Annotated in this window: 17 protein-coding genes; 13 read left to right on the top strand and 4 right to left on the bottom strand. The window is 69.6% G+C overall.

The window, feature by feature from the left end; translation table 11 throughout:
* Positions 1-11: 11 nt before the first annotated feature.
* A complete protein-coding gene (locus tag AB0B64_RS50770; RefSeq protein ID WP_357942755.1) occupies positions 12-1,295 on the bottom strand; it encodes a nicotinate phosphoribosyltransferase in 1,284 nt (427 codons plus the stop codon).
* A gap of 37 nt (positions 1,296-1,332) precedes the next feature.
* Between AB0B64_RS50770 and clpS the strand changes: the two genes are divergently transcribed.
* The 5 genes from clpS (at position 1,333) to AB0B64_RS50745 (ending at position 3,950) form a co-directional block, all read left to right on the top strand.
* Entirely contained in the window at positions 1,333-1,635 is a 303-nt protein-coding gene (clpS, locus tag AB0B64_RS50765) for an ATP-dependent Clp protease adapter ClpS (protein WP_219526749.1), read from the top strand.
* Between the two features lie 10 nt (positions 1,636-1,645).
* A complete protein-coding gene (locus tag AB0B64_RS50760; RefSeq protein WP_357942757.1) occupies positions 1,646-2,176 on the top strand; it encodes a DUF2017 domain-containing protein in 531 nt (176 codons plus the stop codon).
* A gap of 10 nt (positions 2,177-2,186) precedes the next feature.
* Positions 2,187-2,588, top strand: a complete 402-nt coding sequence (locus tag AB0B64_RS50755; RefSeq protein ID WP_357942759.1) for a M67 family metallopeptidase — start codon at positions 2,187-2,189, stop codon at positions 2,586-2,588.
* Between the two features lie 140 nt (positions 2,589-2,728).
* Entirely contained in the window at positions 2,729-3,001 is a 273-nt protein-coding gene (locus AB0B64_RS50750; RefSeq protein WP_225290416.1) for a MoaD/ThiS family protein, read from the top strand.
* Position 3,002: 1 nt separating this feature from the next.
* Positions 3,003-3,950: a cysteine synthase gene (locus AB0B64_RS50745; protein WP_358197159.1), complete on the top strand. Its 948-nt coding sequence runs from the start codon at positions 3,003-3,005 to the stop codon at positions 3,948-3,950.
* 112 nt (positions 3,951-4,062) lie between these two features.
* Here the strand turns inward: AB0B64_RS50745 and AB0B64_RS50740 are convergent, their stop codons facing one another.
* Both AB0B64_RS50740 and AB0B64_RS50735 read right to left on the bottom strand, forming a co-directional pair.
* The gene (locus AB0B64_RS50740) at positions 4,063-5,874 is read right to left on the bottom strand and encodes a DUF3352 domain-containing protein (protein ID WP_358197156.1); all 1,812 of its coding nucleotides are present in this window, start codon (positions 5,872-5,874) and stop codon (positions 4,063-4,065) included.
* 167 nt (positions 5,875-6,041) lie between these two features.
* Positions 6,042-6,365, bottom strand: coding sequence for a hypothetical protein (locus AB0B64_RS50735; protein WP_357942765.1), 324 nt, complete (start codon positions 6,363-6,365; stop codon positions 6,042-6,044).
* 125 nt (positions 6,366-6,490) lie between these two features.
* Between AB0B64_RS50735 and AB0B64_RS50730 the strand changes: the two genes are divergently transcribed.
* The 3 genes from AB0B64_RS50730 to AB0B64_RS50720 all read left to right on the top strand — a co-directional run bounded on the left by AB0B64_RS50730 (position 6,491) and on the right by AB0B64_RS50720 (position 8,930).
* Entirely contained in the window at positions 6,491-7,282 is a 792-nt protein-coding gene (locus AB0B64_RS50730) for a thioesterase family protein (protein ID WP_357942767.1), read from the top strand.
* 74 nt (positions 7,283-7,356) lie between these two features.
* On the top strand, positions 7,357-8,181 hold the full coding sequence (gene murI / locus AB0B64_RS50725) for a glutamate racemase (RefSeq protein WP_225290421.1): 825 nt from the start codon (positions 7,357-7,359) through the stop codon (positions 8,179-8,181).
* Complete coding sequence (locus tag AB0B64_RS50720; RefSeq protein WP_358197147.1) at positions 8,178-8,930, top strand: MBL fold metallo-hydrolase; 753 nt, start codon at positions 8,178-8,180, stop codon at positions 8,928-8,930. Before murI ends, AB0B64_RS50720 begins: the two co-directional genes overlap by 4 nt.
* A gap of 7 nt (positions 8,931-8,937) precedes the next feature.
* Here AB0B64_RS50720 and AB0B64_RS50715 read toward each other — a convergent pair whose 3' ends face one another.
* Complete coding sequence (locus tag AB0B64_RS50715) at positions 8,938-10,176, bottom strand: MFS transporter (RefSeq protein WP_358197143.1); 1,239 nt, start codon at positions 10,174-10,176, stop codon at positions 8,938-8,940.
* A 68-nt stretch (positions 10,177-10,244) separates the two neighbouring features.
* On the opposite strand from AB0B64_RS50715, the gene rph reads away from it, so the two are divergent.
* The 5 genes from rph to AB0B64_RS50690 all read left to right on the top strand — a co-directional run bounded on the left by rph (position 10,245) and on the right by AB0B64_RS50690 (position 15,957).
* Positions 10,245-10,964, top strand: coding sequence for a ribonuclease PH (rph, locus tag AB0B64_RS50710; RefSeq protein WP_225290424.1), 720 nt, complete (start codon positions 10,245-10,247; stop codon positions 10,962-10,964).
* Entirely contained in the window at positions 10,961-11,551 is a 591-nt protein-coding gene (rdgB, locus tag AB0B64_RS50705; RefSeq protein WP_358197135.1) for an RdgB/HAM1 family non-canonical purine NTP pyrophosphatase, read from the top strand. Before rph ends, rdgB begins: the two co-directional genes overlap by 4 nt.
* A gap of 64 nt (positions 11,552-11,615) precedes the next feature.
* Positions 11,616-13,379 carry a molybdopterin-dependent oxidoreductase gene (locus tag AB0B64_RS50700; RefSeq protein WP_358197132.1) on the top strand — a complete coding sequence of 588 codons (1,764 nt, stop codon included), beginning with the start codon at positions 11,616-11,618 and terminating at the stop codon, positions 13,377-13,379.
* A gap of 1,658 nt (positions 13,380-15,037) precedes the next feature.
* The gene (locus AB0B64_RS50695) at positions 15,038-15,691 is read left to right on the top strand and encodes a toxin glutamine deamidase domain-containing protein (protein ID WP_357942779.1); all 654 of its coding nucleotides are present in this window, start codon (positions 15,038-15,040) and stop codon (positions 15,689-15,691) included.
* Positions 15,688-15,957 carry a hypothetical protein gene (locus tag AB0B64_RS50690; protein ID WP_357942781.1) on the top strand — a complete coding sequence of 90 codons (270 nt, stop codon included), beginning with the start codon at positions 15,688-15,690 and terminating at the stop codon, positions 15,955-15,957. Before AB0B64_RS50695 ends, AB0B64_RS50690 begins: the two co-directional genes overlap by 4 nt.
* Positions 15,958-16,056: the final 99 nt, after the last annotated feature.

Here is a 16,056-nt window from a genome sequence, read left to right as displayed (position 1 = left end):
AGCACCATACGTCAGGCGAACTCCGTGGCGATCGCCGCATACCCCCTGCCAAGGTGCAGCGCCTCCTGGGGCAGGTGTGCGATCGTCTCGGCGTGTCGCTCGCGGGCCGCGGTCAACGGCTCCCTGCCGATGACCTCGCCGTCTCGTACGAGCTGGTGCAGCAGCCGCACACCGCCCTCCGGCGCCGGCCCCGACGTGGTGATCAGCTCGGTGTCGGCGTGCCCGCTCTCGTCGAACAGGCGGTAGGACTCCTTGCGTCCCCCACGCGACGGCTTGCCGACCGACCGCTTGGCGACCGGCTCCATGACGCCCGCCGCGGTTTCGCGCGCCACCAGCTTGTACACCAGCGCGGCGGTGGGCACGCCCGAGCCCGTCACCAGCGAGGTGCCCACGCCGTAGCCGTCGACGGGGGCGGCGGCCAGGGCGGCGATGGCGTACTCGTCCAGGTCGGAGGTGACCACGATGCGCGTGTTAAAGGCGCCGAGCGCGTCGAGCTGCTCGCGTACCTCCTGCGCGGCCGCCGCCAGGTCGCCCGAGTCGATCCGCACCGCGCCCAGCTTGGCGCCGGCCAGCTCGATCGCCGTGCGGACCGCGTCGGCCACCTCGTAGGTGTCGACCAGCAGCGTGGTCTCCGGGCCGAGAGTGGCGATCTGGGCCTCGAACGCGTCCCGCTCGGAGTCGTGCAGCAGCGTGAACGCGTGCGCCGCCGTACCGGCCGTCGGTACGCCGTAGACCCGCCCGGCCATCAGATTGGAGGTGGAGGCGAACCCGGCGATGTAGGCGGCGCGGGCGGCGGCCACGGCGGCCCACTCGTGCGTACGGCGCGAGCCCATCTCGATGATCGGGCGCTTGCCCGCCGCGTTCGTCATCCGGGAGGCGGCGGAGGCGATGGCGCAGTCATGATTGAGGATGGAAAGGGTCAAAGTCTCCAGGAGTACGGCCTCCGCGAACGTTCCTTCCACCACCATGATCGGGGAGGCGGGGAAGTAGACGTCGCCCTCGCGGTAACCATAGACGTCTCCGGAGAACCGGTAGCCGGCGAGGAAATCGAGGGTCGCCTCGTCGACCACCTCGTTCTCCCGCAGATAGGTCAGCTCTTCGTCACCGAAACGGAAGTTCTCCAGCTCGTCCAGGACACGTCCCGTCCCGGCGACAACCCCGTAGCGCCGTCCGCCCGGTAGATGCCGGGCGAACACCTCGAAAACCGCCCGCCGGTGGGCGGCGCCGCTCCGCAGTGCCGCCTGAAGCATCGTCAGTTCATAGTGATCTGTGAGCAACGCAGTGCTCATGGTCATTGCCACGACTCGAAGACTACGGCCGGGGTAGGGCAGGATGGGGGATGTGGGTAGCACTGCTCCAATGGCCGTCGAGCGTCCGTCAACGGACGTCCGGCCCGACCTGCCATGGGTGACGATCGTCTGGAACGACCCGGTCAACCTCATGTCCTACGTGACGTACGTCTTCCAGACGGTGTTCGGCTACTCCAAGGAGAAGGCCGAAAAACTCATGATGGACGTGCACAAGAAAGGCAAAGCCGTCGTGTCCAGCGGCACCCGGGAGGAGATGGAGCGCGACGTGCAGATCCTCCACTCCTACGGGCTGTGGGCGACGGTTCAGCCGGATTCGGTCAAGTGAGGCGGCACACGTGAACTCGGGGTTCTCGACGCGGGACGGCGGTGGCGTCATCGCGGAGTTCGAGGCGGCGGAGGTGTCGATCCTGCGCTCGCTGGTCACCCAGGTGCTCGGTCTGGTGGCGCCGGGCGAGACGGGCGACGACCCGCTGGAGCGGGCGCTCGGGATCGGCGTCGGGGCCGGGGCGGCGCCGTCCGATCCGGTGCTCGCCCGCCTGTTCCCCTCGGCCTACCAGGATGAGAAGGAGGCGGCGGAGTTCCGCCGCTACACCGAGGCGACGCTGCGCGACGGCAAGCGCGCCGACGCGCAGACCATGCTCGACAGCGCCCGGCCGGGCCGCAGCGAGCTGTCGCCCGAGCAGGCCCAGGCGTGGCTGCGTTCGCTCAACGACGTACGGCTGGCCCTCGGCACCAAGCTCGAGGTGACCGAGGAGATCCACGACGAGATCGCCACGATGTCCGAGGACGACCCTCGTTACCCGGCCTACGTCACCTACGACTGGCTGACCTACCTGCAGGACACCCTGGTCCGGGCCCTCTGGTAATTTCCCCGACATGCTGACGATCTCGCAGGAACTCGTGGACAAGATCATTGCCCACGCGCGGGCCGACCACCCGGACGAGGCGTGCGGCGTGATCGCGGGACGGGGCGGGGTGCCCGAGCGGTTCGTCCCGATGGAGAACGCCGAGCGCTCGCCCACCTTCTACCGCTTCGACTCGCTGGAGCAGCTGCGCGTCTGGCGCGAGATGGACGACCGCGACGAGGAGCCCGTCGTGATCTACCACTCCCACACGGCGACCGAGGCCTACCCCTCGCGGACCGACGTGACCTACGCCTCAGAGCCGGACGCCCACTACGTTCTGGTCTCGACCAGGGACGAGAACGAGACGGAGTTTCGCTCGTACCGGATCCTCGATGGGGCGATAACAGAGGAAGAGGTAAGGTTCGTACCATGATGGTCCGGCCGGTGCAGAGCTACCTCTTCGCGCATACCCCGGCTGTCGTCGTCTACGACTGTCGCTGATCAGGAATCCGTGTTCAGCCGTCGGCGTTGCTGCCGATGGGACGACGACCTGACCCGAGGAGACTGACCGCGATGGCCATCGAGGTTCGCATTCCGACCATTCTTCGTACGTACACCGCCGGCGCCAAAGCCGTCGACGCCGAGGGCGCCACCCTCGACGAGCTGATCAGCAACCTTGAGTCCCTGCACCCCGGGATCAAGGACCGCCTGGTCGACCAGGGCAACCTGCGCCGCTTCGTCAACGTCTACCTCAACGACGAGGACGTGCGCTTCCTCGGCGGCCTCGGCACGCCCGTGTCCGACGGCGACACGGTGACCGTGCTGCCCGCCGTCGCCGGCGGGTGACATGCGCTTCGAATCGTTGATCGACTCGGTCGGTCGCACGCCGCTCGTCGGCCTTCCCCGGCTCTCGCCGTCGGCCGAGGTACGCCTCTGGGCCAAGCTCGAAGACCGCAACCCGACCGGGTCGATCAAGGATCGGCCCGCGCTCTGGATGGTCGAGCAGGCCGAGAAGGACGGGCTGCTCACACCCGGCTGCACGATCCTGGAGCCCACCAGCGGCAACACCGGCATCTCCCTGGCGATGTCGGCCAAGCTCAAGGGCTACAAGCTGATCTGCGTCATGCCGGAGAACACCTCCGAGGAGCGCCGCCAGCTGCTGCGCATGTGGGGGGCGGAGATCATCTCGTCCGCAGCGGCCGGGGGCTCCAACGAGGCTGTACGGGTGGCCAAGGAGCTCGCGGCCGAGCACCCGGACTGGGTGATGCTCTACCAGTACGGCAATCCGGCCAACTGGCGCTCCCACTACGAGTCGACCGGACCCGAGATCCTTGAGGACCTGCCCACCGTGACCCACTTCGTCGCCGGGCTCGGCACGACGGGGACCCTCATGGGGGTGGGGCGCTTCCTGCGCGAGCGCGTGCCCGGCGTGCGGATCGTGGCCGCCGAGCCGCGTTACGGCGAGCTGGTCTATGGGCTGCGGAACGTGGACGAAGGGTTCATCCCGGAGCTCTACGACGAGTCCGTGCTCACCACGCGGTTCTCGGTGGGCTCGGCCGACGCGCTGCGCCGTACCCGCGAACTGCTCGCCGCGGAGGGGATCTTCGCCGGGGTGTCCACGGGGGCGGCGCTGCACGCCGCTCTGGGGGTGGCCGCCAAGGCGGTGAAGGCGGGGGAGAGCGGCGACGTCGTCTTCGTGGTCGCCGACGGTGGCTGGAAGTACCTGTCCACGGGCGCTTACGAAGGCACTCTGGACGAGGCCGAGCACCGCCTCGAAGGCCAGCTCTGGGCCTGACAGCGACCGCCTGACAGCGACCGCCTGACAGCGACCGCCTGACAGCGACCGCATGACAGTGGCCGCATGACAGTGGCCGCCCCCAGGTAGGGGGCGGCCACTCGTGTTCGTGCTAGTTGAACAGGACCCGCAGCGAGAAGGTGGCCTCGGTGGCGGTCTGCTTGCCGCTCATACCGACCGCCTTCAGAACCTGGGCGTTGGCCTTGTCGTCGCCCTCCATGCTCTGCAGGTAGTACTTCTCGACCTTGTCGAGGTCCACGAACAGGGCGAAGGTGGCATCGTCGCCGTCCGGGATCGCGGTCTTGAAGGTCTCGCTCTCGCCGAGCGTGCCCTCCCCGCCCAGAGCCTTGGCGTACTCGTCGGTGGTCGCCACCGTGAACGTGCCGTCACCCGCGACCTTGGCGAGCTGGGGAGCGGGCTGACCGCTGGACGTCATGGCCTTCTGGATCTTGTCGTAGACGGCCTGCGCCTTGGCCGGATCCGTCGTGATGCGGAGGCCGCCCTTGATCTTGTCACTGTCCAGGCCCTGGGCGTCGACCGCGAGGGTCAGGTTCTTGCCGAGGATCGTGGCCAGATCGTCGGGCAGCTGCAGGCCGTAGGTCTGCTTGGCCTGGTCGATGAACTGCTTGAACTGGGCCCCCGCCGGCGACGCCGCGACGGACTGCTCGATCTCGGCCCACTTCTTGGTGATGATCTGGTCGAGGCCCGAGTAGGACAGCGCGCCCGCGGTCGAGGCGGGAAGCGTCGACAGCTTGCTGGGCTCCAGGTCACCGTCGATCATGCCCTCGGCGCCGCTGACGATACCGGCCAGCTCGGCGTAGGAGCTGTCGAAGCGGAGCGCTCCGGCGAACCTGGCGTTCTTGACCTGCTCGAGCGCCTTGGCCTCTTCGCTCGACTTGTCGGTCACGGCCAGCTCGCCGACCTTGCCGAGGTGCGCCCAGTACGACAGCACGCCCTGCTCACCGAGCGCGTTCACGTCGTCGTTGAACTCGGCGTTGTCGGCGAGGCTGGTGGTCTCGGCGGCGTACTTGTCGGCCAGCGACTGGCTGGAGGTCACCAGCGCGTAGTCGTCACGGAAGGCCAGGCCGAACTTCTCCTTGCCCATCAGCTTGGTGATGCCCGCCTTGGCCTGCGCCTCGTCCTTGACCTGGACGGCCACGGCGTAGTCGGGCTCCTTGCCGCCCGACGGGACGATGGCCAGGCCGATCCTGCTGCCCAGCCAGGGGTCGACGTCCTTGGCGAAGTCGACCTTGGAGAAACCGCTGTCCTGCGTCAGGTCGAAGAGCGCCTGGCGCGGGTCGTCACCCTTGAAGGTGTCCTTGGTGACGGTGAACTTCCTGGCGATCTGGAACAGCGCTACCTTCTGGTTGGCCGCCGGGTCCAGGTCGAGCCGTACATAGGCGATCGAGCTGGCGGGCAGCACCTCGTGCGGCTGCGTGCCGCCGCCGCCGATCGCGCCGACCGCCCAGACCGCGCCGCCGCCGAGCAGGACCACGGCCAGCGCGGAGGCGATGGCGATGATCCAGCCCTTGCGGCTCTTCTTGGCGGGCTCGGCGGGGCCGAAGCCCTCGGGGCCCTGCTGCTGCCAACCGGCCTGGCCGTACTGCTCCTGCTGGCCAAACGCCTGTTGCCCGTACTGGGGGGACTGCTGCCCGTAGGACGGCTGCTGTCCTGTCGGGGCTTGCTGGCCGTACGCGGGGGCCTGCTGGCCGTACGAAGGTGGCTGCTGCCCATATTGGGGCTGTTGCTGGCCATATGGCTGCTGGCCGTATGAAGGCTGTTGCCCATACTGGGGGCTCTGCTGCCCGTAAGACGCCTGCTGCCCATAGGACGGCTGCTGCCCTGTCGGGGCTTGCTGGCCGTACTGAGGCTGCTGGTAGGACTGCTGCGGAGGATACGGCTGGCCCTGTGATGACAATGGCATTGTCGGTGGGTTCTCGGGCTGCTGCTCCTGGTTCCAGCGGTATGCCGTCGTCCGATTCGGATCCTGGCCACTCGGGGGATTATTAGCAGACATCACTCAACTCACAATGTGGACTTATGACCACAGAGACGGTAGCTGATGTTGCTAGACGGACGCTTGCAATGTACTTAGACCCGTGAGAGTTCCTTTCGAGAAGTGCTGATGTGCACCTCTCCGCCGTCGTGATCGGTGACGCTCGACCATGGGACGAAAGTGGATCCCACATAAAGCACCCGCGCCAACGCCCGGGAGAACCAGCCCCAGCGGCCGTGCAAGTCGCGAGTCAGGCAGAGCAGGGGCCTGCGGTGGGCCGAGACCACCAGGCCGTAGACGGTGGCGCTCTGTTGCAGTTCGCCTTTGTGCTTGATCACGCGGATGTCGACGACGTGGCCGACCCACACCCCGTTGGGGTCCCAGACCGACTGCCCGATGAGTTCGGTAACACTTCCCATGATCGAACTGTCTCAGCGAGAGGGCGTTTTCGCAGGTAGGCACGCTGATGGCCCGATGCTCTGGGTCTGCAATAGACTGTGTGGCTACTAGAATATAGTTCCAGATTGATTCGAGGGCGGCACCGATGACCAAGTTCGACGAGGCCACGCAGGCGATCCGGGTCGACGAGACCACCTACGACGTCTGCCTCGACCCCGGCTATGTGATCGGTGGCCCGCTCAACGGCGGCTACCTGCTGGCGGTGATTTTGCGCGCGGTCGTGGACGCGTCGCCGTTCGAGCACCCGGTGAGCACGTCCGCCCAGTTCCTCAAGGCGCCCGTGCCCGGCCCCGCCCGGGTTCGGATCGAGCAGCTCAAGGCGGGCAGGACGGCGGCCTTCACCCGGGCGACGCTCGTCCAGGACGGGGTGGCGCAGATCGAGAGCCTGATCACCACGGCCACGTTGCACGACGTCGAGCCCACTTACGCTGATAAATCCATCTATGTCATGCCGCGGCCGGAAGAATGCGCCAAGCTGCCCGAGCCCAAGCCCGAGTCCAACATGACGCTCAACGCCCGGATGGAAATGCTCTTCGACCCGCCCACGATCGGCTGGCTGACCGGCGAGCCCAGCGGTCGGCCCGAGTCCAGGGCGTACTTCAGGATGGCCGAGCCCCAGGACCCCGACCCCTACGTGCTCGCGCTGGCCGTGGACGCGCTGCCGCCCGTGGTGTTCTCGGCCGGAGCGCGGGGCTGGGCGCCCACCGTGGACCTCACCTGGCACCTGCGGGCGCTGCCCGCCCCCGGCTGGCTCACGCTGATCGGCAGCGGCCGCCTCATCTCGGACGGCTGGTTCGACGAAGAGGTCGAGGCGTGGGACTCCGAGGGCAGGCTGGTCGCCCAGTGCCGCCAGCTCGCGCGGGTGGGCCGCGGCTGACGCGCTGACTGTGAGCATTCAACTGTGAGCATTCTTACGCAGTGAGAATGTCGCAGGTCGCCTACCCTCTAAAGGTGCCGGACGCGAGCATTGGGATCTTCGACAGCGGGGTGGGCGGGCTGACGGTCGCCAGGGCGATCATCGACCAGCTGCCCCATGAATCCATCACCTATGTGGCCGACACGGCCCGCCAGCCGTACGGGCCCAAACGCCTGGCCGAGGTCCGGGCCTACGCGCTGGAGGTGATGGACCACCTCGTCGAGAACGACGTCAAGATGCTCGTGATCGCGTGCAACAGCGCCAGTGCCGCCGTGCTGCGCGACGCGCGCGAGCGTTACGACGTGCCGGTCGTCGAGGTGATCCAGCCCGCCACCCGGCGCGCGGTGCGCGCCACCCGCACCGGCAGGGTCGGTGTGATCGCCACCAGGGCGACCATCGAGTCCATGGCCTATCACGACGCCTTCACCGCGGCTCCCGACGTACAGCTCACCGGCGTGGCCGCCCCACGCCTGGTGGAGTACGTCGAACGCGGCGAGACGGCAAGCGAGGAGCTCATCGAGGTCGTGCGCGACTACCTGGCCCCCATCAGGGCGGCCGGGTGCGACACGCTGATCCTCGGCTGCACCCACTACCCGCTGCTCACCGGCGCGATCTCCTATGTCGCCGGCGACGGGGTGACGCTCGTCTCCAGCGCCGACGAGACGGCCAAGGACGTCTACCGCATCCTGCACGACCGTGACATGGCGGCAGGAAGCGAGGCCACCCCCCGGCATCGCTTCCGCGCCACAGGCGACTCCTTGCTCTTCGCCCGGCTCGGGCGACGTTTCCTCGGCCCGGAGATCGATGCGGTCGAAGTCACACCAGTGGGGGGTACTACCTCTAACGGGAGGCCCACATGAAGGTGACCATTATTGGCTGTTCGGGGAGCTTTCCCGGCCCCGACAGCCCCTCGTCCTGCTATCTCGTCGAGGCCGAGGGGTTCAGGCTGCTCCTCGACTTCGGCAACGGGTCCCTGGGAGTGCTGCAACGCCATATCGGGCTCTATGACGTGGACGCCATCTGCCTGAGCCACCTGCACGCCGACCACTGCCTCGACATGTGCGCCTACCACGTGGCCCGGACCTACGGGCCGGCCGCGCCGTACCCCAAGGTGCCCGTCCACGCGCCCGCCGACGCGCCGCGCCGCCTGGCCGCCGCCTACGGCATGCCGGAGGAGCCGGGCATGGAGACGGCCTTCGACTTCGTACCGCTCGCACCGGGTCCGTTCGAAATCGGGCCGTTCACGGTGGTCGCCGGTCAGGTCAACCACCCGGTCGAGGCGTACGGCTTCCGCGTCACACACGGCGGCCGGAGCCTGGCCTACTCGGGCGACACCGGCGAGTCCGCCGAAGTAGTGCGGCTGTCCGCCGGCGTCGACCTCATGCTGTGCGAGTCGTCGTTCCTCGACCAGCCGGGGCTGCCCACCGACCTGCACCTGTCGGGCCGCCAGGCCGCCGAGCACGCCGCCAAGGCCGGGGTGGGCCGGCTGGTGCTCACCCACCTCGTCCCCTGGAACGACCAGCAGCGGATCCTGGACGACGCCTGCCGGGGCGGCTACAGCGGCCCGATCGACCTGGCCCGCAGCGGGGCCGTCTACGACCTGGCCTGAGCCTGTCTCACGACTTGGCTTGAATCTGCGAGAAGTCCCGCAGCCGCGGCAGCGGCGAGAACATCAGCGGCAGGAACGACAGCAGCCGCGCGCCCATGAAGACCCACAGGGCCTCTCGCACCCCGATGTGCTGAGCCACGATGCCGCCGAGCAACGCGCCCAGCGGCATCGTGCCCCAGACGATGAACCTGACCGTCGCGTTGACCCGCCCCAGCATGCGCTCCGGCGTGACGGTCTGCCGGTAGGTGAGCTGGCCGACGTTGTAGATGATCGCGCCCCATGACAGCGCGATCGAGGCGATAGCGAAGAAGGCGACCCGCCAGTCGGCCTGCGTCATGGGCAGCAGCAGGCCGAAGGGCGAGGTGACGGCGATGGCCAGCCAGGTCACCCTCGCCGTGCCGTACCTGCTGAATAACCGGCTCCCGGTGAGGCCGCCGAGCAGCCCGCCGACCGCGCCCGACATGAGCATGACGCCGATCAGGCCGGGCGGCAGCCGGACCACGTCAGCCAGGAACAGCACGGACAGGCTGATCACACCGCTGAGACTCAGGTTCGTCGCCGCGGTCGTGACGACGATCGCCCGTAACAGCCGGTCGCGCCAGACGAACCCGAGCCCTTCGGCGATGCCCTGGCGCATCCGCGGGCGTTCCTCGGCGACCGGCGCCTGGTCGGGCGTCTTGATGGCGCTCAGGAAGACCAGGGAGCCCAACGCGGCCAGCGCGGTCGCCAGCATCGTGCGCGAGGCGCCGATCAGCTGTACGAGCGCGCCGCCCAGGCTGGGACCGGCGAGCGAGCCGCTCGACCGGACGAACTCGAGCTTGGAGTTGCCGTCGCTCAGCCGGTCTCTGCTCACCAGCTCCGGCAGGTAGGTCTGGTCGGCGACGTCGTTGAAGACCTGGGCGGTGCCGGCCAGCAGCGCGACCACGTACAGCATGCCGACCGACAGCAGCCCGAGCGCGTCGCTGACCGGGATGCTCGCCAGCAGGAGGCACCTGACCAGGTCGGAGGTCACCATCACGCGGCGCCTGCGCAATCGGTCGACCCAGACCCCCGCGGGCAGGCCGATCGCGAGGAACGCCGCCGTCTGCAGCGCAGAGAGCACGCCGACCTCAAGGGGTCCGGCGTGCAGAGCCAGCACGGCGACCAAAGGGAGCGCCACGCGGGAAATGTTGGCTCCGAGTTCGTTGGCCACGTGCGAACTGAGGAACCGGAGAAAGTCAGGGTTTCGCAACACCCCCGTTGTCATTGCGTAAGGATCCATGTGTCGGACACATTCGGTCAAGAGCGTTGCGGCGCGGAGATAGGGTGATCTGCATGTCGCGACAGGATGGCCGAAACCCCGATCAGCTCCGCCCCATCACCATTACCAGGCAATGGATTACCCATGCCGAAGGTTCGGTGCTGGTGGAGTTCGGTGGCACCCGGGTCCTGTGCGCCGCATCGGTCCAGGACAGCGTGCCGCGCTGGCGCCGGGGGAGCGGCCAGGGCTGGGTCACGGCCGAGTACGCGATGCTGCCGCGCGCCACCAACACCCGCAATGACCGCGAGTCGGTTCGCGGGAAGATCGGCGGGCGCACGCACGAGATCTCCCGGCTGATCGGCCGCTCACTGCGGGCCTGCGTCGACTACAAGGCCCTGGGCGAGAACTCCGTCCTGCTCGACTGCGACGTCCTGCAGGCCGACGGCGGCACCAGGACCGCCGCGATCACCGGCGCCTACGTGGCGCTGGCCGACGCCGTCGCGTGGATGCGCGAGCGCCGGATGTGCCCCGGCGAGCCGCTGGTCGACTCCGTGGCCGCCGTCTCGGTCGGTGTGGTCGGCTCGGTCCCGATGCTCGACCTCTGCTACACCGAGGACGTGGCGGCCGAGACCGACATGAACGTGGTGATGACCGGCGCCGGCAGCTTCGTCGAGGTGCAGGGCACCGCCGAGGGCGCGCCGTTCGACCGCGCCGCGCTCAACCAGCTCCTCGACCTGGCCGTCACCGGCTGCGAGGAGCTCACCCTGATCCAGCAGGAGGCGCTGGGAGCATGAAAATCGTCCTGGCCACCCGTAACGCGGGCAAGATCGCCGAGCTGCGCCGGATCCTGTCGGGGTTCGACATCGTCGGGCTCGAGGAGTTCCCCTCGATCGGTGAGGTGGCCGAGACCGGCGTCACCTTCGAGGAAAACGCCCTGCTCAAGGCGCACGCCGTGGCGCAGGGCTCGGGGCTGCCCGCGGTGGCCGACGACTCCGGCCTCTGCGTCGACGTGCTCAACGGCATGCCCGGGGTGTTCTCGGCGCGCTGGTCCGGGCGCCACGGTGACGACAAGGCCAACCTCGACCTGCTGCTGGCACAGATCTCCGACGTGCCCGCCGACAAGCTGGCCGCCCACTTCGCGTGCGCGGCCGCGCTGGCGCTGCCATCGGGGGAGTGGCGCGTGGTCGAGGGCACGCTGGCGGGCCACCTGGTCACGACGCCCCGCGGCACCAACGGGTTCGGCTACGACCCGATCCTGGTGCCCGAGGGCGAGACCCGCACCGCGGCAGAGCTCTCCGCCGACGAGAAGGACGCCATCAGCCACCGGGGCCGCGCCTTCCGCGCCCTCGCCCCGATCGTGCGCGACCTCATCGTGAGCTGACTGTGCGAGCTGACGTAACCATCGTGTAAGAACCATCGGCCGCCAGAGGCGTAGCGTCAGAATTGTGCAGAAGAACGATGTGATGCCGGCCTGGGCTGGGGCGCTGGCGGGAGTGGTGGCCGGGGCTGTGGCGCTCGGCGTCGCGCAGCTCGTCGCCGGGGTGCTGAAGCCCGCGGCCTTTCCCGTGGTGGCCGTGGGCAACGTGGTCGTGGACAACACGCCCGCGTGGCTCAAAGAGTTCGCCATCAGCAACTTCGGCTCGAACGACAAGACCGTGCTCATCGCGGGTGTGCTGGTGGTGCTCGCGGTGGTGGCGGCGGTCATCGGCGTGCTGGCGCGGCATCGGGTGGCGTACGGGCTGGTGGGGCTCGGGGTGTTCGGCGTCGTGGGCATCGCGGCGGTGGTGACCCGGCCGGGCGCGGGAGCGCTCGACGTGGTGCCGACCGTGGTGGGGGTCGGTGTCGGGGCTTGGGCGCTCACGTGGCTGCTGGCGCGGGGCGTGCGGGAGTCGTACGAGGGCGCGGGGGCGGCGGTCCCGGGCTCGTCCGCTTCGGGCGCTTCGGGCGCTTCGGGTGGTTCGGGCGTCAGGGCGGCGGCTCGGTCGGCTTCGGGCGCGACGGCGGCTTCGGGCGTCAAGGCGCCGGCTTCGTCGGCTTCGGATGTTGAGTCTGGCAGCGGCGGATCCCCCACTGATTTTTCGGGGGCTCCCGGCGATGAGGCTGAGCGGCCTGCCGTGATGCGGACCGGGGCGGAGCCGTACTCGTTCGACCGGCGACGGCTGCTCGGCGGCGTCGCGGGCGGTGTGGTGGTCGCGGGAGCCGCCACGCTGGCCGGGCGGGTGCTCGGCGGGCGGCAGACGGCGGAGACCGCCCGGGTGGCGATCGCGCTGCCCAGGCCCAGGGTGGCGGCCAAACCACTGCCCCAAGGAACGGATTTCGGTATACGCGGCCTTTCCCCATTCGTCACGAAAAATCAGGACTTCTATAGGGTCGATACCGCGCTTATCGTGCCGCATGTCGATCCCCGGCAGTGGACGCTGCGCATCCACGGGATGGTGGACCGGCCGGTCGAGATCACGTACGCCGACCTGTTGAAGCGCCCCCTCACCGAGTCGTACGTCACGCTGACCTGCGTGTCCAACGAGGTCGGCGGCGAGTACATCGGCAACGCCCGCTGGCTCGGCGCCCGGATGGCCGACGTGCTGCGCGACGCGGGCCTCCAGTCCGGCGCCGACATGCTGCTGTCCACCTCCGACGACGGCTTCACCGCCGGAACCCCGGTCGACGTGGTGATGGACGGGCGCGACGCGCTGTTCGCCATCGCGATGAACGGCGAGGCCCTGCCCGTCGAGCACGGCTTCCCGGTACGCCAGGTGGTGCCCGGCCTCTACGGGTACGTCTCGGCGACCAAGTGGGTGGTGGACGTCAAGGTGACCCGATTCGACAGGGACGAGGCGTACTGGACGCCGCGCGGCTGGTCCGCCAAGGGGCCCATCAAGACGGAGTCCCGCATCGACCTGCCCAAGCCGGGCGCGTCGGTGACGGCCGGCCGTACCACGATCGCGGGGGTGGCCTGGGCGCAGCACACGGGGATCGACGCGGTGGAGGTACGCGTCGACCGGAGTGAGTGGCGGCAGGCGAAGCTGGCCCAGGTGCCGGGCCCCGACACGTGGCGTCAGTGGTCGCTCGACTGGGACCTCACTGCCGGCAAGCACACGATCGAGGTCCGGGCCACGGACGCGGCCGGCCGTACCCAGACCGAACAGCAGGCGCCGCCGGCGCCTGACGGCGCGAGCGGCTGGCACTCCATCCAGATCAACGTTGCCTGAGCGCGGCCCTTCTCCCTGTTTGCGCAGGTACGGGGGCTGGTTGGGACCGCCAAAACTTGCTGACTTCCCCTCCTCGAGATGGCTCGTCGCCCTACGATCGGTCGTCGAGCCATGACAGGAGGCAGGACGTGTTCCGCGACCGCAAGTCCAGCGTGCGGGGGGTCCTTCCCGAGGGGCATTACGACCCTGTGGTGGGTGACGGGGTCAGGTGGCGCGACTATGAGCGCGCCGCCGACTCGGACCTACTCGCCTCCCCCCTCTCGACCCCGGCCCCGCCCTCTTCTGCCCACCCATCGCCGTCTTCCGCCCACGTATCGCCCAGCTCGCCCTCTCCCGCCCACTCATCGCCCGACCCGCTACCCGAATGGCCGGGGACTCCGTGGGGCGCCTCACTGACCGCGCTATCGGGTCCGTCCGTCGGGAGGTCGGCCGCGCGATGGCCGGCCCCGCCGGAGCGGTCGGCTGTGGTTGGCGGGTCGACCGTAGCTGGGACGTCGGCTGCCCACCCACCCACGCCCTCGGCTGGTTCCGTGTCCGCATGGTCGGGGGCCTCGCGGGGCGCCTCGTCGGTCGGGCGACACGGTGCGCCTGCCATCCCCCGGCACAAGGCGTCGAGCGGTGTGCCGGGTGACACGGCACAAGTGGGGGAATCAGCTGTGGCCCCCGGGCCCGCGCCCGCGAGCGGCTCGGTCTCCGGGAGCGGCAGAGTGTCTGGGAGCGGCTCGGTCTCCGGGGGCGGCTCGGTGTCCAGCAGCGGCTCGCTGCCCGGGAGCGGAGCGGTGCCTGGGAGCGGCAGGGCGTCCGGGGGTGGCGCGGTCTTCGGGGGCGGTTCGCTGCCCGGGGGCGGCGCAGTGTCCCGGAACGGATCGGTGTCCGAGGGCGGATGGGTGGCTGATGGCGGCTCGGTCTCCGGGAATGGCCTGGCCTCCGGGAGCGGTGCCGTCTCCGGGCGTGGCTCGGTGACCGGAGGCGGCTTGGACTCCGGGGGTGGCTTGGACTCCGGGGGTGGCTTGGACTCCGGGAGTAGGCCGGGCTCAGCAGGTGGCTCGGCGTTCGTGGAGGGCGCGGGGATTACCGGCGGCGGGATCAGCGGCGGCGGGGTTAGCGGTGGTGCGGATGGGCCGGGCGCTGGGGCGACGGGTGGGGCAGGGATGTTCGGGGGGTCGGCGGCGGCCATTCTGGGGCTCCCGCCGGACAGCGTTTCGCCGGGATTGGGCGTTGCGGCGGTTGGGTCCCAAGAAGGTGGGGTTGTGGCGCCTGTTCCGCGCGGAGCCGGGGTGGGGCCGGCGGCGGCCATTCTGGGGCTCCCGCCCGACAGCGCTTCGACGCCCTCGGGCGCTGCGGCGCTTGGGCCTCAGGGAGGTGGGGTCGGGCCGGCCGCCCTGAGCGAAACCGGGGTCGGGACAACTGGGCGGCACGGGGCCGGGACCAGCGGTCCTGGTCGGCAGGAGGCCGGAACCAGAGGCTCCGGGTGGCACGGGGCCGCCAGAGGTTCTGCTCGGCAGGAGGTTGGCGCCGGAGGCTCTGGGTGGCAGGGGGACGGGGGTGCTGGTCCAAAGGAGGTTGGTGCCGGAGGCTCTGGGTGGCAGGGGGACGGGGGCGGGGGTGCTGGTCGGCAGGAGGCCGGAAGCGGAGGCTCTGGGTGGCAGGGGAATGGGGTGGGGGCGGCTGGGCGGCAGACGGTCGCTGAGCGGGACTGGTTCGAGCGGTCGCATCGGCCGCCGAGGTTGGCCGGTTACCGGCCCTACGGTGTGCCCGGAGGGCTGGCGAAGCCCGATGCGCAGGTGGAGCACGATCTGGCGCTGGCGATTCCGCTCGGTACGCGGTTTCCCGATCCGCGTGGCACGTGGGTCAGGCTGATCAACGGTGGCGGTCCGGCCGATGACCCGTTTCGTGCGTCCAACGCCGCCGACTGCGCGCTGGCCGTACTGTCCACCTGGCACGGCGAGCCCGCTGCGGCGGCGCCGAGGGTGGCGGAGTACGACCGGATCGGGCGGCCGCAGGTCACCGGTGAGGTCGGGGGCACTGCGCGGATCGAGCGGTGGGTGGGGCAGCGGTTCCAGTACCTGGGGCAGGGGCGGCACGCCTATCCGATGGTGGCGCGGCGGCTGCTGGAGGCGGGGCACGGGGCGGCGGCCGTGATCGTGGTGCGCTGGCCCGGTGGCGGGTCTCATGCGTGGAACGCCGTCAACTCGGGCGGCGAGGTGATCTGGATCGATGCCCAGCGGGGCCACATGGCCGTCGAACCGCCCTATACAACCGTGACCGGGGTGTTCTGCGTGATCGTCGACAGGCAGGGGCAACCGCGATGAACCTCGACCAGGCCAGGGCATTGGCGGAGGAGTACTTCAACGGGGTGCGGCGGGCGGACGACTCCGTCTCGGTGGGGATTCATGGGTTCAATGAGGGTTATGTCGCTTGGGTGCGAGAGCCTGAGCTCGATGACCCGGCGACCCTGCCCAGTACGGTCGGCGGGGGCTGCATCGTGATCGACAAGGTGTCCGGTGAGGTGGTCACCCGGCCGCTTCTCGATCCGGAAACGGTCGCCGAGCTCTGGCCCGGCCGTACCCCCCGCTGATCGGCCGTACCCCTCGCTCACCAGAGGAGCGGCGGAGGCGGGGTGCGGGACGACGAGGGATGCGGCTCGCCGTCCCGCATAGTTCCTTTCCGGAAGTTG

Source organism: Nonomuraea sp. NPDC049129, from assembly GCF_040648495.1.
Taxonomy (GTDB): Bacteria; Actinomycetota; Actinomycetes; order Streptosporangiales; family Streptosporangiaceae; genus Nonomuraea.
The sequence above is the reverse complement of the archived record's forward strand: the minus strand, read 5'-3'. Positions and strand labels throughout refer to the sequence as shown.